At 70.6% G+C, this 25,544-nt stretch carries 22 protein-coding genes and 1 pseudogene; 9 read left to right on the top strand and 14 right to left on the bottom strand.

What is annotated here, in order from left to right; all coding sequences use genetic code 11:
• The first annotated feature begins 91 nt into the window (after nucleotides 1-91).
• Nucleotides 92-526 carry a hypothetical protein gene (locus ACQPZP_RS07250; RefSeq protein WP_433476861.1) on the top strand — a complete coding sequence of 145 codons (435 nt, stop codon included), beginning with the start codon at nucleotides 92-94 and terminating at the stop codon, nucleotides 524-526.
• A gap of 93 nt (nucleotides 527-619) precedes the next feature.
• On the opposite strand, the gene ACQPZP_RS07245 is transcribed toward ACQPZP_RS07250, so the two are convergent.
• Nucleotides 620-934 carry a hypothetical protein gene (locus ACQPZP_RS07245; RefSeq protein WP_433476860.1) on the bottom strand — a complete coding sequence of 105 codons (315 nt, stop codon included), beginning with the start codon at nucleotides 932-934 and terminating at the stop codon, nucleotides 620-622.
• Between the two features lie 185 nt (nucleotides 935-1,119).
• Here ACQPZP_RS07245 and ACQPZP_RS07240 point away from each other — a divergent pair, with 185 nt between their 5' ends.
• Complete coding sequence (locus tag ACQPZP_RS07240) at nucleotides 1,120-1,242, top strand: hypothetical protein (protein ID WP_433476859.1); 123 nt, start codon at nucleotides 1,120-1,122, stop codon at nucleotides 1,240-1,242.
• Between the two features lie 7 nt (nucleotides 1,243-1,249).
• On the opposite strand, the gene ACQPZP_RS07235 is transcribed toward ACQPZP_RS07240, so the two are convergent.
• Nucleotides 1,250-2,008 (bottom strand): IclR family transcriptional regulator, encoded by a 759-nt coding sequence (locus ACQPZP_RS07235; protein ID WP_433476858.1) that lies wholly within the window; start codon nucleotides 2,006-2,008, stop codon nucleotides 1,250-1,252.
• A gap of 126 nt (nucleotides 2,009-2,134) precedes the next feature.
• Here ACQPZP_RS07235 and ACQPZP_RS07230 point away from each other — a divergent pair, with 126 nt between their 5' ends.
• A complete protein-coding gene (locus ACQPZP_RS07230; protein ID WP_433476857.1) occupies nucleotides 2,135-4,087 on the top strand; it encodes an acyl-CoA dehydrogenase family protein in 1,953 nt (650 codons plus the stop codon).
• Nucleotides 4,088-4,336: 249 nt separating this feature from the next.
• On the top strand, nucleotides 4,337-5,161 hold the full coding sequence (locus ACQPZP_RS07225) for a class I SAM-dependent methyltransferase (RefSeq protein WP_433476856.1): 825 nt from the start codon (nucleotides 4,337-4,339) through the stop codon (nucleotides 5,159-5,161).
• A 306-nt stretch (nucleotides 5,162-5,467) separates the two neighbouring features.
• Here ACQPZP_RS07225 and ACQPZP_RS07220 read toward each other — a convergent pair whose 3' ends face one another.
• From ACQPZP_RS07220 to ACQPZP_RS07210, 3 genes are all read right to left on the bottom strand, one after another.
• Nucleotides 5,468-8,356, bottom strand: a complete 2,889-nt coding sequence (locus ACQPZP_RS07220) for a helix-turn-helix transcriptional regulator (RefSeq protein WP_433476855.1) — start codon at nucleotides 8,354-8,356, stop codon at nucleotides 5,468-5,470.
• Nucleotides 8,357-8,398: 42 nt separating this feature from the next.
• Entirely contained in the window at nucleotides 8,399-9,433 is a 1,035-nt protein-coding gene (locus ACQPZP_RS07215; protein ID WP_433476854.1) for a CaiB/BaiF CoA transferase family protein, read from the bottom strand.
• 166 nt (nucleotides 9,434-9,599) lie between these two features.
• A complete protein-coding gene (locus ACQPZP_RS07210; RefSeq protein WP_433476853.1) occupies nucleotides 9,600-9,974 on the bottom strand; it encodes a hypothetical protein in 375 nt (124 codons plus the stop codon).
• Nucleotides 9,975-10,177: 203 nt separating this feature from the next.
• Between ACQPZP_RS07210 and ACQPZP_RS07205 the strand changes: the two genes are divergently transcribed.
• Nucleotides 10,178-11,848, top strand: a complete 1,671-nt coding sequence (locus tag ACQPZP_RS07205) for an LLM class flavin-dependent oxidoreductase (protein ID WP_433476852.1) — start codon at nucleotides 10,178-10,180, stop codon at nucleotides 11,846-11,848.
• Between the two features lie 454 nt (nucleotides 11,849-12,302).
• On the opposite strand, the gene ACQPZP_RS07200 is transcribed toward ACQPZP_RS07205, so the two are convergent.
• The 4 genes and pseudogenes from ACQPZP_RS07200 to ACQPZP_RS07185 all read right to left on the bottom strand — a co-directional run bounded on the left by ACQPZP_RS07200 (nucleotide 12,303) and on the right by ACQPZP_RS07185 (nucleotide 14,966).
• Nucleotides 12,303-13,103, bottom strand: a complete 801-nt coding sequence (locus ACQPZP_RS07200) for an RNA-guided endonuclease InsQ/TnpB family protein (RefSeq protein WP_433476851.1) — start codon at nucleotides 13,101-13,103, stop codon at nucleotides 12,303-12,305.
• A gap of 337 nt (nucleotides 13,104-13,440) precedes the next feature.
• Nucleotides 13,441-13,500, bottom strand: a pseudogene (locus ACQPZP_RS07195) (hypothetical protein); the annotation flags it as partial.
• Nucleotides 13,501-13,826: 326 nt separating this feature from the next.
• A complete protein-coding gene (locus ACQPZP_RS07190) occupies nucleotides 13,827-14,564 on the bottom strand; it encodes a hypothetical protein (protein ID WP_433476850.1) in 738 nt (245 codons plus the stop codon).
• A 69-nt stretch (nucleotides 14,565-14,633) separates the two neighbouring features.
• Entirely contained in the window at nucleotides 14,634-14,966 is a 333-nt protein-coding gene (locus tag ACQPZP_RS07185; RefSeq protein WP_433476849.1) for a cupin domain-containing protein, read from the bottom strand.
• A gap of 72 nt (nucleotides 14,967-15,038) precedes the next feature.
• Here ACQPZP_RS07185 and ACQPZP_RS07180 point away from each other — a divergent pair, with 72 nt between their 5' ends.
• On the top strand, nucleotides 15,039-16,016 hold the full coding sequence (locus tag ACQPZP_RS07180; RefSeq protein ID WP_433476848.1) for a helix-turn-helix domain-containing protein: 978 nt from the start codon (nucleotides 15,039-15,041) through the stop codon (nucleotides 16,014-16,016).
• On the opposite strand, the gene ACQPZP_RS07175 is transcribed toward ACQPZP_RS07180, so the two are convergent.
• Nucleotides 15,982-18,570 (bottom strand): DUF1963 domain-containing protein, encoded by a 2,589-nt coding sequence (locus ACQPZP_RS07175; RefSeq protein ID WP_433476847.1) that lies wholly within the window; start codon nucleotides 18,568-18,570, stop codon nucleotides 15,982-15,984. The two genes, ACQPZP_RS07180 and ACQPZP_RS07175, sit on opposite strands and share 35 nt — an antisense overlap.
• A 141-nt stretch (nucleotides 18,571-18,711) precedes the next feature.
• Nucleotides 18,712-19,149 (bottom strand): ATP-binding protein, encoded by a 438-nt coding sequence (locus tag ACQPZP_RS07170; protein WP_433476846.1) that lies wholly within the window; start codon nucleotides 19,147-19,149, stop codon nucleotides 18,712-18,714.
• A 177-nt stretch (nucleotides 19,150-19,326) separates the two neighbouring features.
• Here ACQPZP_RS07170 and ACQPZP_RS07165 point away from each other — a divergent pair, with 177 nt between their 5' ends.
• Together ACQPZP_RS07165 and ACQPZP_RS07160 are read left to right on the top strand one after the other, a co-directional pair.
• A complete protein-coding gene (locus ACQPZP_RS07165) occupies nucleotides 19,327-20,136 on the top strand; it encodes a helix-turn-helix domain-containing protein (protein ID WP_433476845.1) in 810 nt (269 codons plus the stop codon).
• Nucleotides 20,133-20,504 carry a DUF397 domain-containing protein gene (locus tag ACQPZP_RS07160; protein WP_433476844.1) on the top strand — a complete coding sequence of 124 codons (372 nt, stop codon included), beginning with the start codon at nucleotides 20,133-20,135 and terminating at the stop codon, nucleotides 20,502-20,504. Before ACQPZP_RS07165 ends, ACQPZP_RS07160 begins: the two co-directional genes overlap by 4 nt.
• Here the strand turns inward: ACQPZP_RS07160 and ACQPZP_RS07155 are convergent.
• The gene (locus ACQPZP_RS07155; RefSeq protein ID WP_433476843.1) at nucleotides 20,479-21,486 is read right to left on the bottom strand and encodes an AraC family transcriptional regulator; all 1,008 of its coding nucleotides are present in this window, start codon (nucleotides 21,484-21,486) and stop codon (nucleotides 20,479-20,481) included. The two genes, ACQPZP_RS07160 and ACQPZP_RS07155, sit on opposite strands and share 26 nt — an antisense overlap.
• Nucleotides 21,487-21,656: 170 nt before the next feature.
• On the opposite strand from ACQPZP_RS07155, the gene ACQPZP_RS07150 reads away from it, so the two are divergent.
• Nucleotides 21,657-22,580: an NADP-dependent oxidoreductase gene (locus ACQPZP_RS07150; protein ID WP_433476842.1), complete on the top strand. Its 924-nt coding sequence runs from the start codon at nucleotides 21,657-21,659 to the stop codon at nucleotides 22,578-22,580.
• Nucleotides 22,581-22,635: 55 nt separating this feature from the next.
• Here ACQPZP_RS07150 and ACQPZP_RS07145 read toward each other — a convergent pair whose 3' ends face one another.
• Both ACQPZP_RS07145 and ACQPZP_RS07140 read right to left on the bottom strand, forming a co-directional pair.
• Complete coding sequence (locus ACQPZP_RS07145) at nucleotides 22,636-24,642, bottom strand: WD40 repeat domain-containing serine/threonine protein kinase (RefSeq protein WP_433476841.1); 2,007 nt, start codon at nucleotides 24,640-24,642, stop codon at nucleotides 22,636-22,638.
• 88 nt (nucleotides 24,643-24,730) lie between these two features.
• Entirely contained in the window at nucleotides 24,731-25,525 is a 795-nt protein-coding gene (locus ACQPZP_RS07140) for an SDR family NAD(P)-dependent oxidoreductase (protein ID WP_433476840.1), read from the bottom strand.
• Between the last annotated feature and the right edge of the window lie 19 nt (nucleotides 25,526-25,544).

Raw genomic sequence — 25,544 nt, 5'->3', positions numbered from 1 at the left:
CCCTGGTCAGCCGAGGAGTGGGTCTAGCCCCACCCACCCGTGCGTCCAGGCCGATACCGGATCGGCCACGCGCTTCCTAGCGTCGATGACCATGGAAACCGACACGCGCACCACGACCCTCGACATCGACCAGCCGTACGTCCGGCGAGCCTTCGCCAAGGTGAAGAGGTTCGTCGCCGCCTACGGGGCACTCGCCGTCGCCGTCCTCATCGTGGACGTCATCCTCTCGATCGCCGGTAACGAGCTGACCTCCTTCATGTGGGGCCGGACGGGCGGCGTGCTCGCGAGCGCCGCCGTGACCTACTGGCTGACCGGCCTCGCGGCACGGGGATCGCGGCCGGCCTTTGTCCGCGTCCGCATCATCTCGGTCGTCGTGCCGATCGCGATCGTCGCCGTCGACCTGATCCCCGGCGCCCTCCCGCCGTGGTTCGTCGCGATGCAGATCGCGGCCGCCCTCGTCCTCGCTCCGACCGCGTTCATCGTCAACGGACCCCGGCTGCGGGACGCCTTCCGCAAGGCGCGCTGAGCCTCGCCGCGTTGACAGGCACTAGACCTACACGGCAGGTGCGGCATGCGCTGCGGCTGGATCTGCTGCGGGTCGGCGATCAGCTGCCCACCGTCAAGGACGTGGGTGGCGCAGCTCGCCATCAACCCGAACACCGTCCTCAAGGCGTACCGGGAGCTGGAGCACGAGGGGCTCGTCGCGCCGCGGCCCGGCGTCGGGACGTTCGTGACGCGGACCCTGGCGGGCGGGTCGCTCGCCGCGCACGGGCCGCTGCGCAAGGACCTGGAGCGCCGGCTGGCCAAGGCGCGGCTTGCCGGGCTGGACGACGAGAGCATCGAGGCGCTGTTCATGACCACACCGCCCCCACATCATCCCGGCCGAGACCGCGACCGTGACGATCACGTCCAGGAACAACGACCGGATGACCATGGACCGCGACTCCCTGGAGATGCGGGTGGAGGTGAACCGACGCGTCCGGCCAGGAGGCCAGGCTGCCCGGCTCCCTGGTCGAGGGGCCATGCCCCCCCGCGCCACCGCAGGCGGGTCGTAAGGCTTCTGGCGGACCGCCCGAGAAGTGCTTCGCCGAGATCGCCCGGCTCGGCTACAAGCAGAAGGTGGTCTACCGGCCCGCCGATCGCTTCTGGCCGCTCCAGTGGGCCGAGACCGGGCTGTTCGCCGTCGTCGCGCCGGCACTGTCCGGTCTCTGCTTCTACTGGACGCGCCGCCGCCTCTCCTAGAAGTCGCTCAGCGCGCGAGGGTCAGGGTGCGCTGGATGCGGTCGGCGGTCTCACGCATCCGGTGCGCCGACCGTTCGATCTTGGGGAGCTTCCCGGGACGGCACGAGATGGCGAGCGCACCGCGGACTTTCCCGGCCGCGTCCGTCACCGGGACCGCGGCGCAGCCCGTGCCGAGCGCGTACTCCTCCCGGTCGAGCAGCAGCCCGCCGGCCGACCGCAGCGTGCGCATCAGCCGTTCGGGCTCGGTGATCGTGTGCGGGGTCAGGTCGTGGAGCGGATGCCGGGACAGGTAGTCGCGGCGCCGGTCGTCGTCGAGCTGGCTCAGCACGCACTTGCCCATCGCGGTGGCGTGCGCGGCGTCCTCGAAACCGACCCACAGGTCGACGCGCGGGGTGCGCGGGCCGTCGGCGATGTCGATGAGGCGGATCTCGTCGTCCACCTGCATGCCGAAGTAGGCGGCGACGCCAAGCTCGTCACGCAGCGCGACCAGCGTGGGACGGATGCGGGCGAGGAGCTGCTGGGTCCTGCTCTGCCCGTGCAGGGCCTCGACCCGCTCGCCGAGCACCCAGACCCCGTCCTGCAGCCGGGTCGCATAGCCCTCGTGGGCGAGGGTGCGCAGCAGGTGGTACGTCGTGGCGAGCGGCAGCTTCGCCTCCCGGGCGAGCTGCTTGGCGGGCGCGCCGTTCGGATGCGACGCCACCGCCTCCATCAGATGCAGGGCGCGTTGCACCGAGGCGATGAGAGTCGGTTTGCGTGTCTCATCCATTACGCACAGCGAACCCCTCTGGCCTGGTCCGGTCAAGGCCGTCGGCGACGGTCCGGACTCATTGGAGCATTTCTGCTCTCCGGCCGGGCAGGGTTTCCCCAACCGGCCACGGGAAGGTTCGATCACATGAGCCAGCGAACCCATGCGCACGTCGACGAGCGGACGGCCCGGAAGGTCGCCGAGGAGGCCCGGGAGACCGAATGGCGGCTGCCGAGCTTCGGCAAGCAGCTGTTCCTCGGCGACTTCCGCCTCGACCTGATCCATCCGCATCCGCGCCCGGCCGAGGAGCCGCGGCGCCGCGGCGAGGAGTTCCTCGCCAAGCTCACCGAGTTCTGCACCGCCGAGATCGACCCCGCGGTGATCGAGCGGGAGTCGCGCATCCCGGACGACGTCGTCAAGGGCCTGCGGGACCTCGGCGCGCTCGGCATGAAGATCCCGGAGAAGTACGGCGGGCTCGGGCTCGGCCAGGTCTACTACGGCCGCGCGCTGATGGTCGCGGGGTCGGTCAGCCCCGCGATCGGCGCGCTGCTGTCGGCGCACCAGTCCATCGGCGTCCCGCAGCCGGTCAAGCTGTTCGGCACCAGGGAGCAGCAGGACGCCTGGCTGCCCCGCTGCACGCGGGAGGTCAGCGCGTTCCTGCTCACCGAGCCCGACGTCGGCTCGGACCCGGCCCGGCTGCGCGCCACCGCCGTCCCGGACGGCGACGACTACGTCCTCAACGGCGTCAAGCTCTGGACGACCAACGGCGTCATCGCCGATCTCGTCGTCGTGATGGCGCGCGTCCCGAAGTCGGACGGGCACCGCGGCGGCATCTCAGCGTTCATCGTGGACATGGACACGCCCGGCATCACCGTCGAGAACCGCAACGCCTTCATGGGGCTGCGCGGCATCGAGAACGGCGTCACCCGGTTCCACGACGTCCGCGTCCCGAAGGCGAACCTGATCGGCGCGGAGGGCGCCGGCCTGAAGATCGCGCTCACCACGCTGAACACCGGCCGGCTGTCGCTGCCCGCGATGTGCGCGGCGAGCGGCAAGTGGGCCACAAAGATCGCGCGGGAGTGGTCGAAGGAGCGGGTGCAGTGGGGCCGGCCGGTCGGCGAGCACGAGGCCGTGTCCCGCAAGATCGCGTTCATCACGGCGACCGCGTACGCGATGGAGGCGATGCTCGACCTGTCCGGGCAGCTCGCGGACGACGAGCGGGGCGACATCCGGATCGAGGCGGCGCTCGCCAAGCTGTGGTCGTCGGAGATGGCGTGCCGGGCCGCGGACGAGCTGGTCCAGCTGCGCGGCGGCCGCGGCTACGAGACCGCCGAGTCCCTCGCGGCCCGCGGCGAGCGCGGCGTCCCGGCCGAGCAGGTGCTCCGCGACCTCCGCATCAACCGGATCTTCGAGGGTTCCACCGAGATCATGCACCTGCTGATCGCCCGCGAGGCGGTGGACGCGCATCTGTCGGTGGCCGGCGACATCATCGACCCGGACGCGTCCACCGGGGAGAAGGCGCGGGCGGCGGCGAAGGCGGGCGGGTTCTACGCGCGCTGGCTGCCGACGCTCGTCACCGGCGCCGGGCACCGCCCGAACGCCTACGCCGAGTTCGGGCCGCTGGCGCGGCATCTGCGGTACGTCGAGCGGGCGTCCCGCAAGCTGGCCCGGTCGATCTTCTACGCGGCGGGGCGCTGGCAGGGCGGCCTGGAGTACCGGCAGGGGTTCCTGGGCCGGATGGTCGACATCGGCGCCGAGCTGTTCGCGATGAGCGCGGTGTGCGTCCGCGCCCACGCCGACGCGTCGGCGGAGGGTCCGCCGGTGGGCCCGGGCCCGGACGGCGCCGCCGCGCCGGGCAGGTCCGCCCTGCTGCTCGCCGACGCGTTCTGCCGGCAGGCGCACGTCCGCGTCGAGGAGCTCTTCGACGGGCTGTGGCGCAACACCGACGCGATGGATGTGAAGCTGGCGCGGGCCGTCCTCGCCGGAGACTTCGCCTGGGTGGAGGAGGGCGTGCTGGACCCGTCCATCCCGGGGCCGTGGATCGCGTCGTCCGAGCCGGGGCCGAGCAGCAGGGAGGACGTCCACCGCACCGTCCGCTGACACCGCACCATCCTCTGACCTGGCGACACGCCCGGCGGGCGCCCGCGATCGATCACCGCGGGACGTCCGGCGCGTACGCATGGATAGACTGACCCGACCTTCGCGCCAGAGATCGAACCGTCCCACGGGGATCTGGTCGCGGCTCCGGAGCGGAGCGCCGGCGGAGCGGGGGTGTGGGGGTCGCCCCCACAGGAGAACGGTCCGGCGAACGAGAAGCCGAACGCCAACGCACCCAGCGAGCGGGAAGTAATGCAGTCACCTGGTCAGAAGAAGTCCATCGCAGGCACCCTCCTCAACCTCATCGGCAGCGGCCCGAAGAAGTCCGGCCCCGCCACCGCCGGGCCCGCGCCCGACGGGGACGTCGTCCAGCCCGCCGCCGGTGAGGGCGCGCTGGAGAACCATCTGGGCGGGGACGAGGCCCGCAACTACCGCAAGTACGAGTACGACACCATCGCGCCGCACGTCGGCCGGTCCATGCTGGAGGTCGGCTCGGGTCTCGGGCACTTCTCCGAGCAGTTCGCCGGACGCCTGGACTACCTCGTCGTCAGCGACAACGACCCGTACTGCGTCGGCGAGCTGCGCAACCGCTACGAGGACAACGACGACGTCGAGGTCATCGACCTGGCCCTGCCGGCCGACATCAAGATCCGGCAGAAGGTCGACACCGTCGTGATGATGAACGTCCTGGAGCACATCAAGGACGACGTCCAGGCGCTGCGCGACCTCGCCGCCGTCACCGAGCCCGGCGGCCGCATCGTCATCTGGGTGCCCGGCTACATGCAGCTGTACGGCGACTTCGACCGCAAGGTCGGGCACGTCACCCGGTACACGCCGGCCACGCTGGAGAAGTCCGTCCGCGAGGCCGGGCTGGTCCCCGAGGTCCTCAAGCCGATCAACTTCCTGGGCGGCATCGCCTGGTGGTTCGCGGTCCGCCGCGGGGGCGCCGGCTACCCCGACCCGAAGCTCGTCAAGATCTACGACCGGACGGTGGTGCCGCTCACCCGCACCATCGAGCGCTTCGTGAAGCCGCCGTTCGGGCAGACGGTCATCTGCGTCGCGCGCGTCCCGCGCTGACCCGCGCCGCGCGGACGGGGACAGGTCACGGAAGCCGGCCTGTCCCCGTCGCTTTTTTCTGTCGCCCGCAACGGTATGTCTCGCGCCGCGTCCGGGCCCGCGGACCGCGACACTGGTCGTGGCCCGACGGTTCCGGGACGCCTCTCCGGGCGGCGAAGCACCGCCTGCTTCCGCGGGCCGTGACCGAGAAGGCCGGCCACCAAGTTCCCGTGTGGTCCGACGGTTCGTGTGGCGGGGGTCAGCGGAGGGGAGATCCCCGCCACCGAATCAGCTCCGGCGGGATCAGGCGCGGCAGGATCCGCAGGATCAGGCGTCGACCTTCGGTGCGGCGAACAGGGCCAGGCGGTGGGCGGTGGCGGCGGCCTCGCCGCGGCTCGTCACGTCCAGCTTGCCGAGGATGTTCGACACGTGGACGCTGGCCGTCTTCACCGAGATGAACAGCGCCTCGGCGATGTCGCGGTTGCTGCGGCCGTCGGCGACCAGGCGCAGCACCTCGTACTCGCGGGGCGTGAGCCCGAGCGGCGCGGACGCGTCGGTCCGGCGCGGCATCCGGGTGCGGCGCAGCAGGTCGGCGATCTGCCCGGCGAGCGGCGCGGCGCCCAGCCGGTCCGCGAGCTCGGCGGCGGTCTGCAGGGCGTCCGCCGCAGCGTCGTGGTCGCCCTCGGCGAGCGCGGCCTCCGCCGCGCGGGTCAGGGCACGCGCCCGGTAGTAGGGGTTGGCGAGCGCCTCCCACTCGGCCGCGGCCTCCTCCCAGGCGGCGCGGTCGAGAGTGCCGCGCGCCCGGGCCAGTTCGGCGGCGAACGTGAGGCAGTGCGCGTGCTGGAGCGGGCCGCTGGCTTCGAGGCCGGCGGCGCGCTCCTCGAACCGGCGCAACCGGTCCGCAGCGGCGTCGCCCAGTTCGGTGCAGGCCGCAGCGCCGACGATGAGCGCCGGCCATGCGTAGCGGGCGTCGTCCGGCATGCCCCCCTTGTCGAGGACGAGGCGCAGGGCGTCCAGCGCCGTCTCGGGGCGTCCCTCGGCGGAGGCGATGCTCGCCTCAAGCCAGAGGGTGCTGAAGTAGTCCTGCGTCTTCAGCCAGTTCAACTTGAGCCGCAGGATCTCGCGGGACCTGGCCAACTGCGCCCGGGCGGTCGCGAGGTCGCCGCGCACCAGCGCCACCCAGCCCGACAGGACGAGCAGCGACGTGCGGGTGGTGATGGCCGGGTCCTGCTCCAGCGCGTGGTTCATCACGGCCATGGCCTCGTCCCACCGGCCGAGCGAGACCAGTGGTTCGGCCTGGTTGATCGACAGGAACGTGCCCTGGGTGCGGGCCACGCCGTACTCGCGGGCGAGCTTCGTGCCGCGTTCGGCGACGGCGGCGGCCTCCTCGTGCCGTCCGGCGCCCTCCAGGAAGTGCGACTTGATCACGTAGTAGCGGAGCAGCACCCGATGGTTGCGGCTGCGCTCGGCGGTCTCCCCGACCTCGGTCAGGCGCCCCTCGTCCTCGTAGTCGATGTGGGCGCAGAACAGCGTGATCAGCGCTTCGGCCTCCGCGATGGGGTCGCCGAGGGCGCGCGCGATGGCGAGCGACTCCAGCGCCGCCTCGCGGGCCTCCTCCATGGAGATGGTGATGCGCACGTAGTTGCCCAGCGTGGACAGCGCCCGGGCGCGCAGGATGGTCGGCGGGTCGGCCGGCAGCGCCTCCACGGCGGCGCGCAGGTCCTCGACGAAACCCGGGCGCGCCAGGTGGTAGAGCATGCGGCCGCGCAGCTCCAGCAGCATCGCCCAGCGGGCGGTGTCGCGCTCGCCGTCCGCGGCCTCGACCTCCTTGAGCGCGGCGGTGACGAGCTTGACGCCGCGGTCGTACTCGCCGGCCGCGTCGGCGGCGGCCGCGGCCTCCTCCATCACGGTGACGTGGTCGACGCCGATGTGCTCCGCGGCGTCCGGCACCTTGTCCCAAAGCTGGAGGACGCGTTCGAGCATCGCGAGACGTTCGGCGTAGGCGACCGCCTTGCGGGCCTCTCCCGCAGCGCGCCAGGACGCGACCAGCGCCCACGTGCTGTCGTGGGCCTGCATCCAGTGGTAGCTCAGCTCCACCCAGAGCCGCCCTGCCGAAACGAGCCCCGGATCCTTTTCGAGGGCCTCGGCATAGCGGGTGTGGAGACGCGTGTACTCGCCGGGCAGCAGATCGTCGTGGACGGCCTCGCGGATCAGGGCGTGCCGGAACGCGTAGCCGTCGCCGTCGACGACGAGGACGTTGGCGGCCACGGCGGGCCGCAGGACGCGGGTCAGCGCGGCGTCGTCGAGCCCGGACACGGCCGCCAGCAGCGCGTGCTCGATCCGGGTGCTGCCGCCGCTGGCGTCCCGCAGGACGTCCTGCGTCTCCTCGGGAAGCCGCTGGACGCCCGCCAGCAGCAGGTCGCGCAGCGACTCGGGCAGCTCGCACGCCAGCGTGCCGTCGTCGTCGAGCAGCGTCTCGATGAACAGCGGGTTGCCCTCGCTGCGGGCCTCGATCCGCTCCACCAGGCCGGGCGGCGGGGTCTGCCCGAGCAGCTGGGTGACGAGGGCCTCAACGTCGGCGCGGGGCAGCCGGCCGATCTCCACCCGGCGGACGCGTTCGAGCCGTTCGAGCCCGGCGAGCAGCGGACGCAGCGGATGGGTGCGGTGCAGCTCGTCCGACCGGTACGTCATGACGATCAGCAGCGGCGCGGTGCCGAGATTGCGGATCAGGAAGGCCAGCAGGTCGCGAGTGGAACGGTCCGCCCAGTGGGCGTCCTCGATGACCAGCACGAACGGGCCCCGCTCGGCCAGCCGCTCCAGCAGCGTCAGCACGACCTCGAACAGCCGTGCGCGCTCCTCGCCGGACGCGGTGTCCGACTCCGGCTCGCCGAACTCGGGCAGCAGCCGGGCCAGGGCGCCGGTGTCGCCGCGCGGGACGAGCCCGGCGACGCCGTCGATGCCGATGTCGCGGACGAGCCCGCGCAGGACGGTGGTGAAAGGCGCGAACGGCAGGCCGTCGGAGCCGAGCTCCAGGCAGCCGCCGACCAGCACCCGCGCCTCGGCGTCCTTGGCGAACTCCCGGATCAGGCGGGTCTTGCCGAGCCCGGCGTCGCCGCCGACGAGCACGGCCCCGGGCGCGGCGGCGAGAGCGCCCCTGAGCCGCCCGAGTTCGGCGGACCTGCCGACCAGGACGGGACTCATCGCGCGTGCGTTCACGTCACAAGCATGCCAAACGTATCGGACAATCCGCCCGGAATTTCAGTCCGTGAGACGCCGCCAGGTCTGGCCTCGGTGCTCGTCCAGCCCGGGGACCGCGCCCTGCGGCAGCGGCGGGTGGACGGTGGTCCGCACGGGGCCTTCCTCCTGAATTCTCCGCTCCCGGAAATGGTCGAGGTCGAGCATCTCGGCATGCGAGACGAGTGGCGCCACCGGTGCCCCCGCCTCGCCGAGCCTCTCGATGGCCTCGGCCTGCGTCAGCCCGGCCACCGCCGCGGTCACGGCCGCGTCCAGCTCGCCTATCCGCCCGAGCCGTTCGACGAAGGGAACATCGGCGTGCTCGTCGATCCCGAGGGCGCGGCAGGTGGCGGACCAGAGCCTCTCCTCGGACACGACACCGAGGGTGATCTTCCGGCCGTCCTTCGTCGGGTAGACGCCGTAGCCGGGGACGGGCCCCGCGCCCGAACGCCGCGTCGCCGCCGGTACGGTGCCGACCCAGTGCGCCAGGACGTCCGCCATGCCGAGGTCGATGCGGTCACCGACGCCCGTTCCGCGCGCCTTGAGGCACGCGGCGGTGATCGCGAACGCGGCCATCGTGGCGGCCGCCATGTCCGCGAGGGGAAGCTCGTCGGCCTCCGGGGAGACGGCGTCGGGCGGCAGCGCGGCGGCGTAGGCGCGGTAGTTGATGTCGTGCCCGGGGACGTCCTTGAGCGGCCCTTCCGCCCCGTATCCGGAAATGGAGCAGTAGACCAGGCGCGGGTTGAGCTCTCTCAGGGATTCGTGCCCCACCCCCAGCCGCTCGGCGACACCCGGCCTGAACCCTTCGACGAAGACCTCGGCGTCCTTGGCGAGCTCCCTGAGGGCCTTGAGCCCGTCCTCGGACTTCAGATCGAGCGCGATGCCGCGCTTGTGCCGGTTGAGGACGTCGAAGTGGTCGCCGAACATCCGCATCGGCTCCCCGCCGGGCGGCTCCACCTTGATCACGTCGGCGCCGAGCTGTGCGAGCAGCTGCGTCGCGTACGGCCCGGGCCGCCACATCGTCAGGTCGAGAACCCGAAGTCCGTCCAACGGCGCCATGGCGCTCCTCTCACATGCCGTCCGGTTCACCGTGCCGTTCGGACGCGGCGATCGTCAAGCGAGCGCTTGGTTGAGGATCCGATCCTCAAGGCCCTTCCCCCTGGAAGAGGAATGGCCCGACCTGCGAGAGCAGGTCGGGCGCTTGTCCTGTGCGGCTCGTCCGGTATCACCGGCCCTTCTGGGCCGGCTTGCCGGGCGTGGTGCCGACGGCGAAACCTGCGGCGAAACCGCAGACGCCGTTGATGAGGTAGGCCCAACCATCGGTGATGTCGACGACCGGGGCGGCCAAGGCGACGCAGCCGATGACGGCGAGCGCGGTGCCACGGGCGATGCGCCGCGCGAGCTTCCTGCCGCCGGTGGTGTCGGGGCCGTCGGAGGCGCAGGCGACCCCGCCGATACCACCGATGCCACCGATGATGGCGGGGAGGGAGAGATCAGCGAGGACGACGTCCGAGCCCTCGATGAGGGCGCCGGTGAGAGCGCCGGTGAGAGCGCCGGTGAAGACGCCGACAGCGATCGCGGTCAGGCGACGAGTCTTCATAGTGAATCCCTGGTTGTGTCGGGGTGCTCGTGTGGCACGGGCACCGGGTTGTTTGTGTGGACGCTTGTGGCTTCACCACGGTTTCGGGATCTACCGTGCCAGGCGCGGCCCTCCCGGCAAGGGAGCCGGGATGTGATCCCTTCCGGGCATGCGTGTTGACGCGGTGTCCAATTCGAGTGAGGCTGGCCGGGAGGTGGTTCGCCATGCGGTTCTCGCTGTTCTACGAGCACCAGTTGCCGCGGCCGTGGAGCGACGGGCAGGAGTTGAAGCTCTACCAGGACGCGCTGGACCAGGTGGAGATCGCCGACCGGGTCGGGTTCGACTACCTGTGGGAGGTGGAGCACCACTTCCTGGAGGAGTACTCGCACTCGTCCGCGCCCGAGGTGTTCCTCGCCGCCGCGTCGCAGCGGACCAAGCGGATACGGCTCGGGCACGGCATCGTCCAATTGCCTCCGGCCGTGAACCATCCGGCGCGGATCGCGGAACGGATCGCGACGCTCGATCTCGTCTCGAACGGGCGAGTCGACTTCGGGACGGGCGAATCCAGCTCAAGCGCCGAGCTGGGCGGGTTCGGAGTGCGTCGCACCGAGAAGCGGGCCCAATGGCAGGACGCCATCGACGCCATCACACGGATGTTCGTCGAGGAGCCGTTCGCCGGGTGGTCGTCGCGGGACATAAAGATGCCGCCGCGGAACGTGCTGCCGAAGCCCGTGCAGAAGCCGCATCCGCCGCTGTGGGTGGCGTGCTCGCGCCGGGAGACCATCCAGTTCGCGGCCCTTAACGGCATCGGCGCCCTGTCGTTCTCCTTCGTCGAGCCCGAGGACGCGGGCAAATGGGTGGACGAGTACTACCGCATCCTGGCGTCCGAGGAATGCGTCCCGGCGGGGTTCGCGGTGAACCCGAACGTGTCGGTCGTCCTGCCGATGATGCTGCACGAGGACGAGGCCACCGCCATCGAGCGGGGCATCGACGGAGCGCATTTCTTCGCGTTCGCACTGGCGCACTACTACGGGCCCACGCCGCACGATCCCGGACGCACCGACGTCTGGGAGGAGTTCCTTTCGCGGCGCGACGCCCGCGGCTTCTCCCGCGAGCAGATCATCGCCAACGCCGAGACGCTCAACGTCAACGTCGGGTCCCTTCGTGGCGCCGTCGGCACGCCGGAGCAGGTCATCGACCTGATCCGGCGCTACGAGTCGGTCGGCGTCGACCAGATCGCGTTCGTCCTCCAGGCGGGGCCGAACAAGCACGAGCACATCTGCGAGTCGCTCGAACTGTTCGGGAAGGCGGTCCTGCCGCACTTCACCGAGGGGCGCGAGGAACGGGAGGCCGCCAAGGCCGAACGGCTGGCCCCCGCCGTCGAGGCCGCGCTCGCCCGCCGGAAACCCGCCCGGACCCTGCCGCCGGGCTACCGCATCGACGAAGACGCCGAAGTGGCCCGCGCGCACCGTTCGCGGGACATCCGCTCGGCGAGCCGCAGACGGTTCAGGCAAGGTTTCTACAAACTCGTCCACGGCCGGTCGGACGAGCAGATCGAACGCCACTTCGGCCCCGCCGCCCAGCGCCTCTTCTTCGCCGGAATGGCCCGCGCGTTCGACCCGTCCGCCGCGGCCGGCTTCACCGGGGAACTGGAGTTCCGGCTGACCAACTCGGTGTGGACGCTCGAACTCGGAAAGACGCGCGCCCGCGCTCACCCGGGCCCGGCGAAGGACGCGTCCCTTGTCCTGACTCTGACGACGGCCGATTTCCTGCGGGTACTCGCCGGCGACGCCAATCCGGCGTCCCTCCTCATGGACGGCCGCCTGCGACTGCGCGGCGATCCCGAACTGGCCCCGCGCCTCAGCGAGATGTTCGGCGGCCCGTCCCCGTACTGACTCGGGGTGGCCGTGGTCCCCCGACGTCCACGGCCACCGCATAGTCAGACGTGCACTCCTCTGCCAAAGTTCGCGGTCCCCGAAAATGGATCGATCAGCCTCGCCCGATCCCTTACGGTCACGTGGTGTTCTCCCTCCAGGAACCCCCGCTGTTCACGCGCCTGAAGAAGGACGGTCGCATCCTCATCGCCGGCGCGGGCGGCGGGACGACTAATTTCCCGAAGGCACGTTAGCGCGCTGGCTGTCCCTCCACAGCCGCCGGGACACCGTCTACGCGTTCTCGAAACTCGGCGTCCAGCCTCTTCGTAAGGCGTACCACCACTTGGCCGAGCGTCTCAGCCTGGACGCCGTCGTCCTGGTGGACGGCGGCCCGGACATCCTCATGCGCGGTGGACGCCTACCACGGCTTGACATCCTCCCCCTCGGTGAACGAGGGGGATTCCAACAGCGACCGCTATCCCGTGAGGGGGAGGTCGTGTTGAGGTTCACGGTTCGCGGGCCCGCCCAGTGGCGGGCCTCCCCGTGCAGCGACCGCATGCCCTGCGGCCGTATCACGAATATTGCAGGCCGCGTTCACATCAGCGTTGACCCGGAACCCGCAGGCCACACACAAGAAGACCGCTTGGCTCTCACGGCTCTCCCCAGCGACATGCCTGCAGGCGTTACAGGTCCGCGAGGTGTTACGCGGATCGATCTTGATGACGCGTCCGGGCGCCTTGTCCTCCAGCCGGGCGACCAGAGCGCCCCAGCCGGCGGCGAGGATGCCCCGGTTGAGGCCGGCCTTCTGAGCCATTTTGCGGCCCGGCGCCTCCACCGTGCCGCGCGCCGAACGGGTCATCCCCGCGATGTTGAGGTCCTCGACGGCGATTACGTCGAATCGGCGGGCCAGGTTGGTGGAGGTCTTCTCGATCCAGTCCTTGCGGCGGTCGGTCTCGCGGGCTTTCAGCCGGGCGATCGCGGCCTTGATCTGGGCGCGGCGTCTGGAACCTGGCCGGGTGCGGGCGAGTCTGCGCAGCAGCCGCCCCAGCCGGGCCCGCTCGGCCTCCCGCAGTCCAGGAACAGTCAGCAGGTCACCGGTCGACAACGCCGCGGCCACGGCCACGCCGCGGTCCACCCCGACCGCCTCGCCGCTGCCGGGTTTGGGGATGGGGGCGGGGATGGCGGCGAACGCGACATGCCAGCGCCCGGCCCGGTCCCGGGTGACACGGTAGGACTTGGCCGCGTGAGGGATGGGCCGGGACCAGCGGAACCGCACCCACCCCCACCTTGGGGATCTTGACCTGGCCGACCCGGCGGGAGACGCGGCGCACGTCGCCGGGTTTGACCGCCACGATCCGGAATCCTTCGTGCCGTCCGGCCTTGCGCCAGGTGGGGCGGCGGTGGGTACCGGCGAAGAAGTTGCTCATGGCCTGGTGGAAGTCCTTGAGCGCCTGCTGCTGCACCGTCACCGACCCGCTGCGCAACCAGGCGAACTCCGCCCGCGCCCGGGTGAGCTGGCGGCACTGCTCGGCGAACCCCGGCGCCGACCCGCGCCCCGGCCGCCACCAGGATTGCTGTTCAACGGCCAGGTTCCAGACGAACCGGGCGTGCCCGCAATGCTCCAGCAACGCCTGCTGCTGCACGGGCGTCAGCTGCAGACGGTAGCGGGTCATGCTCGGAAAGCTACCGGCCACCGCCGACAAAACCCGGACCGACGAACCCCACAGAACTATCGTGCGGCACTGTGCCGCGTTTCCTCCCGCCTTTAAGGGCGGGGCCTCCACGCTGAAGGCAACAGGTGAACCATTCGCACGTCCTGGAGAACCTGGCCGCTCTCACCGCAGACGGTTCCTACGCGGGCGGTTCGGCGATGTCCGGTTCACACCCGGACCCGCGGCAGCGAACTGTTCATCAATCCGCTCATGGCGATGTACTTCGCCGTCGACCTGGACGGCCTCGCCCGCCGTTGCCTTTACCTGGACCGGCTGACTGAACTGAGCTAGGACCTGATGGACGGCCGGCCGGCGACGAGGTCGCTCAGCCGGTCTCCCAGGCGCTGGATGGGGAGGCGGTACCGGCGCTCCCGGATCCGCGCCCGCCGTTCCTTCCGGGAACCCTCCGCGTACCGGCGCCGCGCCCACAGCGAGTCGGGACGGGCCAGCCGGACCGCTCCGACGATCGCGAACACACTGATGAACAAGCCGAGGACGCCGGTCCAGACCTTGCCTTTGAGGAGCGCGATCACAGCCACGCACAGATTGAACAAGATGACGCTCACGAAGCTCCAGAGGCCGTCTCCGGCGTCGTTCACACCCACGGGGCTGAGCCCGAGCAGCAGCAGCCCGCACAGCGCGATCGTGATGAACACCACCTCGACCGACAGCCGGCCCTGCTCGGTCCAGTAGACGTCCTGCAGATGCAGGACCAGCGCGAACTCGTCCAGTACAAGGGCCGTCCCGACACCGAACACGGCAGCGGCGGCCGCCGCCCATCCGGCGGCGTCTTCCGGGACGGCCAGGCCGCCCACACCGCCCACGCACATGAACACCAGCCCGAACACCACGTGATGGACGTGGTGCCCGCCGGGCGTGACGTTTCCCGGCCACCACCGCACCTGCGCCCGGATCATCCGCACGCTGAACCGGATGAACAGGAACCCGGCGATGAACGCGACGAAGAAGCAGAACAACCGGAGCCGCCCGGCGTCCGTGATCTCCCGCGTGAACCAATCCCCCACATCGCCCCCCATTCCCGCGAAGCGGTAAAGCCCACCTCCTCGTTGACGGACCTGCTGGAGGCGGACGATCTACCCTTCCGGGTAGAAGAGGAACAGCGTGCAGCCCGTCGTCGTCTGCGGGACGTGCGAGGAACCCGCGGGGGCGTGGATGAACGAGCCCGCCGGGTAGTCCCGGTCACCGTCGTTGAAGACACCGGAGACCACATAGACCTCCTCGGGACCCGGTTCGTGGACGTCGACCCCCTGCCAGCCTGTGTTCGCGTCCATCTCCAGCACATAGGCCTTCGCGCCGTTGTCCCCGCTCCACAGCGGACGTAGGCGGATGCCTGGGAAGAGTTCGCGGACCGGCGCGTCCTGGACGGAGGCCCACACATAGCCAGGCGTGTTCTGTTCTGTCGTCATGGGGCCCAGCCTGGCGGCCGGCCGCAGCCCTCGCCGAGTGTCAGGAAAGACATCATGCGGTACTTTTCAGCCATGCACCGAGTAGCGGCGCTCGTCCGGCCGCCGCAGTCGACCTTCGAAGTCGCCTGCGCGGCCCAGGTGTTCGGGATCGAGCGGCCGGGCCTTCCGACGCGGTACGCCTTCGGCGTGTGCACGGAGCACCCTGGCCCGATCACGACGCGAGCCGGGTACGACATGCTCGTGACCGACGGCTTGGACGCACTCGACCGGGCGGACACCGTGGTCGTCCCAGGCTGGGTGCCCACCGACGAGCCCTCACCCGCGGTCGTCCAGGCATTGCGCCGCGCACACTCCCGGGGAGCGCGAGTGGTCAGCATCTGCTCCGGCGCCTTCGCGCTGGCGCACGCCGGCCTGCTGGACGGACGCACGGCGACCACCCACTGGGCGCTCGCGGACGAACTCGCCGCACGCTTCCCGCGCGTCCAGGTCGACCCGGACGTGCTCTACGTGGACCACGGTGACGTGGCCACCAGCGCCGGCGCAGGCGCCGGCATCGACCTGTGCATGCACCTGGTCCGCGGCGACCAGGGCGCCCAGTACGCCGCACACATCGCACGGACCATGGTCATGCCGCCCCACCGTGAGGGCGGGCAGTTGCAGTACTCGGCGCCACCGCACCCGGCACAGATCGACGGCACGCTCGCGCCGTTGCTGGAGTGGGTCACCGAGAGGCTCAGCGAGCCGGTGACCATCGAGAGCATCGCCGCGCACGCGGGCGTGTCAGCGCGCACCCTCACCCGGCGGTTCATCGACCAACTCGGCACGAGCCCGGGTCAGTGGCTGCTCTCCCAGCGGATCGCCACGGCCCAGGACCTGCTGGAGTCCTCCGACCTTCCACTAGACGCCGTAGCCCGCCGCGTCGGCCTCTCCTCGGCCACCAACCTCCGCCGACGCTTCCTGAACACCCTCGGCACAACCCCGGGCGCCTACCGCCGCGCCTTCCGCGCCAAGCCTGCTAGTAGCAGTCGGCCGCCAGCCAAGTCCGGCTGAAGTCGCCCTTCGCTAGATCGCCCACTCTGATGGCGAAATAGAGGCGGCCGCCGTCTCCCCAGAGCCAGCCGAGTTCGTCGTCGGTATCGAGTTGCAGGAGAAGACGCCATTCGGGCGTGGACGGGAGTAGCGCGGCCTCCCGGGGATCCGGCTCGTCGCCGTCCAGCGGGATGCCGTTGGAGGACATCTGGATGTGGTGCCACATAGGGCCCTGGATCCAGTCGGGGAAGCCGCCGATCTTGTGGCGGGGTTCGCCGTCGGGGCGGTCACCGACGGGAGGGAGGGCCTCCCAGGCGTCGCCAAGGGCGTAGAGGCGGCTGCTCGTTCTGGCGGGAAGTTCGAGGACGGGCCCCTCGGGTTCCTCGTCCGGGTAGTCGGCAGAAAAGTAGCCCGCATCCGCCGCGTAACCGATTGTGAACGCGGTGTGCGAGCAGGTCATGGTGCGTTCGAGAAAGAGCAGGGCCTCGTCAGGGGTTTCGGTCTCCGTGGCAGCGGAGCCGGAGTGAATGACGCGCCAGCCGTCGGTTCGGGTTGGCGCCAGCCCGTCGAAGCCGTCGAAGCCCGGTTCCGCGTTCACGACCTCATCGCGGAAGTTCAGGAAGTCGTAGAAGAAGTTCAGGTAGCCGGTGCGGGGCAGGTCCACCGCGCCCAGGGCCGTCACCTCGGCGCAGTCGATCAGGGCGAGCAGGCTCAGCGGGCGGCCATCGCGGGTCGGCCACTGGGCGCCTTGATCAAGCAGAGGGGCTCCGCCCATGCGCGTGCGTCCGCCGGTGCCGGGACCGTGTGACAGCCTCACCTCGGAGCGGACCAGTCGGCCGGCGTACTCGGGGCCGAGGTACCTCAAGCTCTGCTCCTCTTGACCGCGGCGCAACTCCGTCCACTCGCGGGAGTCGATCGGGGGGACGAGGAGCGGTCGGGTGACCGGCCGCTCCTCGCGGCGGATCCTCGGCTCGATCGAGCGGGCGGGCAGGGACGCTTCGGCCAGGTCAAGGTCGTCCAGGGGAAGCTCGAAGTTCTGTTGACCGGAGGTCACGGTGACCAGGCGATCCGCGGACGGGTCGAGCGCCGCCACGCTGCCGGCGGGGAGATCTGCCACGTGGACGATCCGGTCCCCCACCACCGTCCAGACGGCGTCTTCAGCCGCGGCCAGCAACACCCCGCGGTGCGGTTCGTACCAGAGGGCGCGGTCACCGGACAGCCGCTCCGGCCCCCGGGCCACACAGGTCCACCGGGAGCCCTCCAGGCGCCAGAGCTCGTCGTTGACGAAGAGGTAGACGCCGGCAGGCGTTCCGGCAGCCGCTCCAGGACCCTCCGGCGGGGTGCCTCGGGTCTCCAGCCGTCGCCAGGCTCCGTCCGTGAACGCCCAGGTGTCGTTCCGGCGGGACGCCGCTCGGACACCCTCGATCCGCCGGTCCCCGCCCACGAGAACGAGACGATCGTGGACCTGGTCATAGGTCATGGCGGCCTGATCCGAGGGCCGGGGGCCCGGACCGCCCTCCGCCAGGCGGCGGAAGCCCTCGTCGCCGCTGCTGCACCACAGGACGCCCATCCCGTCCAGGAGCCACAGGTCGGAGCCGTCAGTGGCGAAGTTCGTGTCGAGACCGAGCATCGTCGAAACATCGGGGCTCGCCGGGCGCGCCCACCCGCCCCAGCGTCCCGCTTCGAGGAAGCGCACCGACAGGTCACGCCTGTGGACGACGGCAAGGCGGCCGTCCAGCACCACCGGCGACACCATGCCTGCGGACGGGAGTTCGAGCGGAGCCGCGACGCGCCGGAACTCTCCGCCGTCGGAGTACCAGGTCTCCGCCACCATGAGCCCGCTGGAGTCGCTCCCGCCGAACATCACGAGCGCCCGGTCGCCGGGACCGGCGGCCAGCAGTGCACCCGCGCGGACGGCGGAGACACGAAGCCCGCCGACCCAGCGGTCTCCCTCCAGGACCTTGAGGTCCATCGTCCCGGTCTCGTCGTCGGCGACCGCGCAGACGACTCGTCGCCGGAACGGGCAGTAGGCCAGCGTGGAGATGCCGGTGTAGCTCTCGGCCAGTGGGGACGGCAGTTCGCGCCAGGCGTCGCCCGTCCATTCGTGTGTGGTCCGGTCGAAGTCGACGGCGATCACCCTGGAACCGGCCGGATCCGCGGCGAGCGTTCCCAGGCTGGAAAAGGTCGGACCGCCGACGGCGGACGCGATCTTTCCGCCGTCCAGCAGAACGGTTCTGTGCGAGCCGTGGAGCATCGGCCTGCGGGTCGAAGGGTCGAACACCGCGGTGAGCTCGCCGAAGATCCCGGTGCCCGGAATGACGACGGGGTCGGAGCCGTCCAGCGGCTGCGAACTGGCCGTTCCCGAACGGTCGAGATATCCGGCCACGGGAACGCGGGCCTCTTCGTCGAAGTAGGCGAACGCATGCCCGCTCGGGTACCCGTTCCCCTGGACGTAGCCGTCCTCACGCGGAAGGACCGGCTCCTCGGGTCTCCAGGCCGATCCGTCCCACCGCCAGACCAGCAGCTCGTGACCGCCGACCTGGACCATCACGGGCCCGTCCGGCGTGGCCGTCATCGCCGACGTGTGGCTCGCCGACGGCAGGGGGTGAGGCGATCCCAGCGGAATCCACGGCAACATCAAGATCCGTCCCTTCCGTGTACGTCCGCCATCACATCAGGGATCTTGATCTTGTGCGCCGGTTTCCGAGACCACTGATCAGCGGTACTCGGCGGCCAGGAGGGCCCACACGGTCTTTCCGTCGAACTCCGCGCGAACCCCGTGCTCCTTGCACAGGAAGTCGACAATGCCCAGGCCCCATCCACCGGGGTCGGGAGCGTCATCGGGGACGGGCCTTTCCGGCATTGAGAGATCGGGCGTGGACGCCTTGGGCCGGACCGGTGACGAATCCCAGACCTCCACCCGCAGCCCGGCCTCCGACAGAGCCATCCGCAGCGACACCGGGCGGCCGCGCGTGGCCCGGACCGCGTTCGTGAGCAGTTCCGACGTCACCAGCACGGCGTTCTCCACCGTCTCCTCGGCCAGGCCCCACTGCAACGCCTGCGACTCGACGATCAGACGCCCCTGCTGGACGGCCTCCGGCAGAGCCGGAAATCGCCGCCGCAAGGCCCGCGGCCCGGCCACCGTCCTTTCCATTCGAACCAACGCGTCCGTTTTGTCGAACCCATCGCTCGACCGCGCCCGCCTGACGATCATTTATCCCACCGCTTCCGCCGCTCGAATCACATGATTCCGCACACATTCTGTGAGACGGCGACTACGGTCGGAAGTGGGATCGACTTTGTCCAACTCGATACTTCAGGAGGGCGTCTCGTGGTGAATCGGAAGCGTCTCGATCCGACCGAGTCGGCAGCGGCACTTTTCGGGGCAAAGCTCCGGAAGCTTCGGGACAAAGCCGGACTTTCGCAGGCTCAGCTGGCCGGCGAGGTCGGCTACTCCAACGACACGATCTCCAAGGTCGAGACCGCCGCCCAGGCCCCGTCCCCCGAACTCGCCGAACGCCTGGACGCCCACTTCGGCACCGAGGACACCTTTCAGGAGCTCCAGCCCCTCGCCGCCAAGGAGGGCATCCCGATCTTCTTTCGCCCGTACGCCGAGCTGGAAAGCACAGCAGATGCGATCCGGGTCTACGACCACGTCGTCATTTCTGGTCTGCTCCAGACCGAGGACTACGCGCGTGCCGTCCTACGCCCTGGGCAACGGCCTGGCGTCCTTGAGCAGGCGATTGCCACTCGGATGGGACGCCAAGAAATACTTCGTAGAGACGAACCACCGTGGGTGGTCATTCTCCTGCAGGAGAGCGTCATCCGGAAGGTGGTCGGCTCCAAGGAGATCACTAAGGCACAGCTCGGACGGCTACTGGAGCTTCTCAAGGAGCCTCATATCAACATCTCCATCGTGCCAGATGAGGCTGCCGTTTACCCCGGTGGGGGCTTTGCTCTCTTCAGCCGTGAAGACGAACCCGACGTCGGCTATTCCGAAGGCGCGGGCAGCAGTGGCCACGTGATCACACTAAGCTCTAAAGTGAAGGAGTTTCGGCGGCTGTGGGACATGCTTACCCACGCGGCACTGAGCAGCACGGCCTCTGAGGCTCTGATCCTGGAGGTGATGGAGAGCCTGTGAAGTACTCAACGCACGGCAAGTGGCGCAAGAGCAGTTACAGCACCCAGGAAGGCGGAGCCTGCGTCGAACTGGCCGACCTTGGCGAAGCCCTGGGCGTCCGCGACAGCACCGACCCCCACGGCCCCATCCTTCGGTTCGGACGAGACGCCATGGCCGGACTCCTGACCCACATCAAGAGCGGCAAACTCGCATGGCGCAAGAGCAGCTACACAAGCCAGGAGGGCGGCACCTGCGTCGAACTCGCCGACCTCGACGCGGCCGTGGGCGTCCGCGACAGCACCGACCCCCACGGCCCCGTCCTTCGGTTCGGGCGGGAGGCCGTGGCCGGGCTCCTTGGCCGGATCAAGAGCGGCGAACTCGACCGGTAGCCGTTCCTCCGGTGGGGCTCTCTTCGGAGGGCGCGTTCTTCTGGCGGGTGTTGCGACGGTGGCGGCCAGGGGCGATGCCGAATTCACGCTTGAAGGCGTTGGCGAAAGCGTATTCCGAGGTGTAGCCGATCTGGCCGGCCACCGCGCTTAGCGGTGCGTCGGAGTCGCGCAGCAGGCGCATCGCGGTCGCCAACCGCCACCAGGTCAGGTATGCCAGTGGTGGTCGTCCGACCAGGGTCGTGAATCGACGGGAGAAGGCCGCTCGTGACAGGCCCGCCTGTCTTCCCAGTGCGGCGACGGTCCAGGGGTGAGCCGGGTCGCCGTGAATGGCGGCCAGGGCCGCGCTGATCGCCGGGTCGGTGAGCGCGGCCGCCCAGCCGGTTGCCTCGCCGTGCGCGGGCCGTTCGGCGAGCCACGCCCGGAGTATGTAGAGCAGGAGGGTGTCCAGCAGGGCGGGCACGATGGCGTCCGTCCCCGGCTGCGGCCGTTCCAGTTCCGCGCCGAGCAGGTCGACCGCGGCGCGCAGGTGGGGGTGATGCCCGACCCGGGCGGGCAGGTGCAAGAGCGGAGGCAGGTCGTCCAGCAGCGGATGGCCGCGTCCCACACCGAGCTGGTAGGCCCCGCACAGCGTCACCGTCGCCGGGTCGGCGGCGTGCACCCGGCCGACCGGCGCCGCAGCGTATCTGCGTTCGAACCTCACGTCATCCTGCGGGTCGCAGACATGCTCGGCCAGCGGCGTCGACGGGGCGTCGGCCAAACCGTGCTCACCGCCATGCGGAAGGAACACCACATCCCCTGCGGCCAGCGGAAACGGGTCACCTTCCGCGGGAATCACCCAGCACGGGCCGCGCAGGACTATCTGAAAGCCCGCCGCTCCCGGGACCGTCCGGAACCGCTGACCCCACGGCGCCTGCCATTCCACGAGGGCCGACCGCGGCTCACCGGTGCGCATCACCGCGATCACATCGCTCAGCACATCCACCCGGGCAGGGTAGCCACATCTTGCCGTGGGAGACGAACGCGTATGAATTCGAGATGGATGCGCATTGGTCGTCTGGTGGTCGGACCCTACGGTCGAGGTGACCGAAGATCACCGAACATCGGGGGCGGCTTATGACGACAGAACAGACGGCGGCTCGACGGGGCCCGACGATGATGGCCGCCCGCGTGCACGCGTTCGGTGGCCCCGGCGTGATCCGTTATGAGCGGGTCCCTCGTCCTGCTCCCGGGCCGGGCGAGGTGCTGGTGCAGGTCGCCGCCGCCGCGTTCAACCCCTCGGACGTCGGGTTCCGGGCGGGCCTGATGCGGGACGTCGTGCCGCTGGACCTGCCGTTCACCCTCGGCGCCGAGGCCGCCGGGACGATCGTCGAGACCGGAGAGGGCGTCGAACACCTGCACGTCGGCGACGATGTCGTGGGACGGCTCGACGAGGGCGGCGCGGCGGCCGAGTACATGACCGCCCCCGCCGCCCGGATGGTCCGCGCTCCGCGCCGCATCCCGCTCGCCCATGCCGCAGCGATCCCCGTCGCCGGCCTGACCGCCTGGCAGGGTCTGTTCGAGCACGCGCGCCTCGGGACGGGCACACGAATTCTCATCAACGGAGCGGGCGGTGGCGTGGGCATGTTCGCCATCCAGCTCGCTTGGCACGCCGGCGCGCACGTGATCGCCACCGCCGGCCGGCGGAGCACGGAGCGAGTCCGTGAGTACGGCGCCGAGCAGATCATCGACTACACCCTCCACAGGCCGCATGAGGTCCTGGACCGTCCGGTGGATCTGGTGTTCAACCTCGCCGCGATATCGCCCGAGGACGCGACCGGGCTCTGCCGGGCGGTCCGGCCGGGTGGCGCGCTCGTCTCGATCACCGTCCCGGTGGAGCCTCCGGCCGGAGCCCGGGTGACGGCCGGGCACTTCGTCGCCCGCAACGACCCCGAGCAGTTGGCCGAACTCGTCGCCCTCGTCGATAAGGGCGTGCTCCGCGTGGACATCGGCGCCGCCCGTCCACTCGCCGAGCTCGCGGCCGTCCACGCCGACGCCGAGGCCGGCCGCACCAGCGGCAAGACCATCCTCATCCCGTGAGGAAGAACCACCCCGGTCGGTGACTGGGGCGCCGGACGGCCATCGACCGCGGCGCCTACGTGAGCGTCCAGGTGGTGAGGCTGGTGCCGGCGGCGGCGATGGTTCTGCCGTCCGGGCTGACGGCAACGCAGGTGACCTGGGCGCCGTTGCCGGATTCGAGGACGGTGATCTTCCTGCGGCGGGCGATGTCCCACAGCGTGACGGTGCCGTTCTTGGAGCCGCCCGCCAGGAGGCCCTTCCCGCCGGATCCGATGCAGGTCACGCGGGATCCCGGCCCGGTGAGGGTGGCGGTCGGAGTGCGGGCCGCGACGTCCCAGAGCGTGATCGTTCCGTCGTTGCAGAGGTTCGCCAGCGTCGCGCCGCCGGGGCCGAACGCGAGCGAGTGAACATCGGAGTTCGTATGCGCCAGGGTGGCGATCTGCGACCGCGAGGAGATGTCCCACAGTTGCAGCAGCCCGTCGGTGCTGGTGTTGCCCGGAAGGCGGTTGCCGCTGGCGGTGGCCAGGACGTCACCGGAGGGGCTGAACGCCAGCGCCGCGACCCAGTAGCCCACGCTGCCGGTGGTCAGGGTCGCACCGCTTTTGCGGCTCGCCGGATCCCACAGCCTGACGAGCGGGGAGTCGTAGGTGGTCGCGAGCGTCCGGCCCGCCGGGTCGATCGCCACGTCGCTGAGGGAGACGTTCCACAGGACGGGGTCGGTGTAGGGCAGTTCGGCGAGGGTTCCGTTCCTGATGTTCCGGAGACTGATCGTCCCGTCGCCGTTGCCGATCACCAAGGTGTCCCCGTCCGGGGTGAAGACCGTGGACAGGGTTGCCTGGAAGCTCGGCATGAGGGCGATGACCTCCGGCAGCGGCTTGCCGAACGGGTTGACGGTTCGATGAGCGAACGACCTGGTCGGTGCCCTGGAGGACACGTCCCACAGGTCGGCCGTGCCGCCGTCCCCGACACCGGCCAGGAGAGCGCCGTCGGGGCTGAACGCGACGGATCGCACCACCCCGTGATTTCCGGGAACTGTCACCGGCGGGCCGAAGCGGGACGGCGCCGGGTCCGGTTTCCCGGCATCCGCCGGGGGCGAGCGCAGGAGCCAGGCCGCCGGGACGGCCGCGCCGACGGAGGCGACGCCCAGCCCTGCCATCATGAACCCGCGGCGGGTCGGACGCCATGCACGGGCGGGCGGGGAGATGTCCGGCACCGGCTGCGAGAACTCGCGGTCGTAAGCGCCGATCATCGCCGTGACGATGGGTGGGAGCCAGCCTCCGGCCGGCTCGGCCGGAACGGCCAGGCGGTCGAGGATCTCGGCGAGGCCCGGCCGCCGCTCCGGGTCCTTGGCCAGGCAGGCGCCGACCAGATCGGCGAGGTGGGAGGGCAGGGCGCTGAGGTCCGGGGCGTCATGGACGATCCGGTAGACGATCGCGCTCACCGGGCCCGTGCCGAAAGGGCCGTTCCCGGTCGCGGCGTAGGTGAGCACCGACCCCAGCGCGAACACGTCGCTGGGTGGCCCCACCTGGAGACCGCGCGCCTGCTCGGGTGACATGAACCCGGGCGTCCCGAGCACGGTGGTGGAGTTGTGAGCGTCGTCCAGGGCCCGGACGATGCCGAAGTCGATGACGCGGGGGCCGTCGGCGGCGAGGATGATGTTGCCCGGCTTGAGGTCGCGGTGCACGAGGTCGGCGGCATGGATCGCGGCCAGCCCCTCCGCCAGCCCCGCTCCGAGGACGCCGAGCGCCTCCGCGGGCAGCGGCCCGTGCTCGGAGACGGCCTGGTGCAACGACGGGCCGGAGACGAAGGCCGTCACCAGCCACGGCGGGTCGGCCTCCGGATCGGCGTCGACCACCTGGGCCGTGTAGAAGCCGCCGACCTTCCGGGCCGCGGCGACCTCCTGGGCGAAGCGGCGGCGGAACCTCGCGTCGTCCGCGAGTTCGGGACGGACGAGCTTGACCGCGACCAGCCGGCCGCCCGGCGACCGGCCCGCGAACACGTGGCCCATCCCGCCGCTGCCCAGCCGTCCCAGCAGGCGATACGTCCCTACCCGTTGCGGATCGCCGGGCCGTAGAGGGTCCATGTGGAGAGAGCCCCCCGTCTAACGAACACCGGTGTACACCTGACAGATTCTTCCAAGAACCACCGGCCCGGGCAACGCACGCCGGGGTTCAGGGGACCTGCGTTATGCCTCCGTCCACGCGGAGGTCTATTCCGTTGACGTAACCGGCCAATGGGCTGGCCAGGAAGGCCACCGCGGCGGCGATGTCGTCTTCGGTGCCCAGGCGGCCGCTGGGGTTCGGGGCGTACTCGGCCAGCACCTGGGGCTCCAGCTCGGACCATGGGGCGGGACGGCCCTGGGCGGCGGCACGGTCTTCGAACATGCGCCGCATGCCTACGGTGACGATCACGCCGGGACTCACGGTGTTGGCGGTGATGCCCGATCCGGCGAGGTGCCGGGCGAGGCCGGTGGTCATGTTGACCACGGCGGCCTTCGCGGCGGAGTAGTCGACCATGTTCGGAAGCGGTGTGGTCGCCCCGCGGCTTCCCACGTTGATGATCCGGCCCCAGCCGCGCTCGCGCATCGGGGGGACGAGCACGCGGATCAGCCGCACGGCGGACACGACGTTGCCGTTCACCGCGTCGAGCCAGTCCGAGGGCTCGGCGGTCTCCCAGTCGTGCTCCACGAACGGCCCTGCGTTGTTCACCAGGACGTCCACGCCCCAGCGACGGGCTCGGGCGGCCACGTCCGCGGCGGCCTCGTCGTTGGTGAGGTCGCCCAGCACGACCTCGGATTCCCCGCCTGCGGCGCGCACACTCTCCGCGACCTCCAGGGCCCGCCCCTCATCGCGGCCGTGCACCAGCACCGCACAACCCTCGCCGGCCAGCCGGTGAGCGACCGCCGCGCCGATTCCGCCGCTGCTCGCCGTCACCAGCGCCCGCCGTCCAGAAAGCCCAAGGTCCATGGCGGGCACCCTAGGCGGG

Origin of the sequence: Spirillospora sp. CA-142024, assembly GCF_050942325.1 — a bacterium.
GTDB lineage: Bacteria > Actinomycetota > Actinomycetes > Streptosporangiales > Streptosporangiaceae > Spirillospora.
Note: the sequence above shows the minus strand (reverse complement) of the source record. Positions and strands in the feature narration are given on the sequence as shown.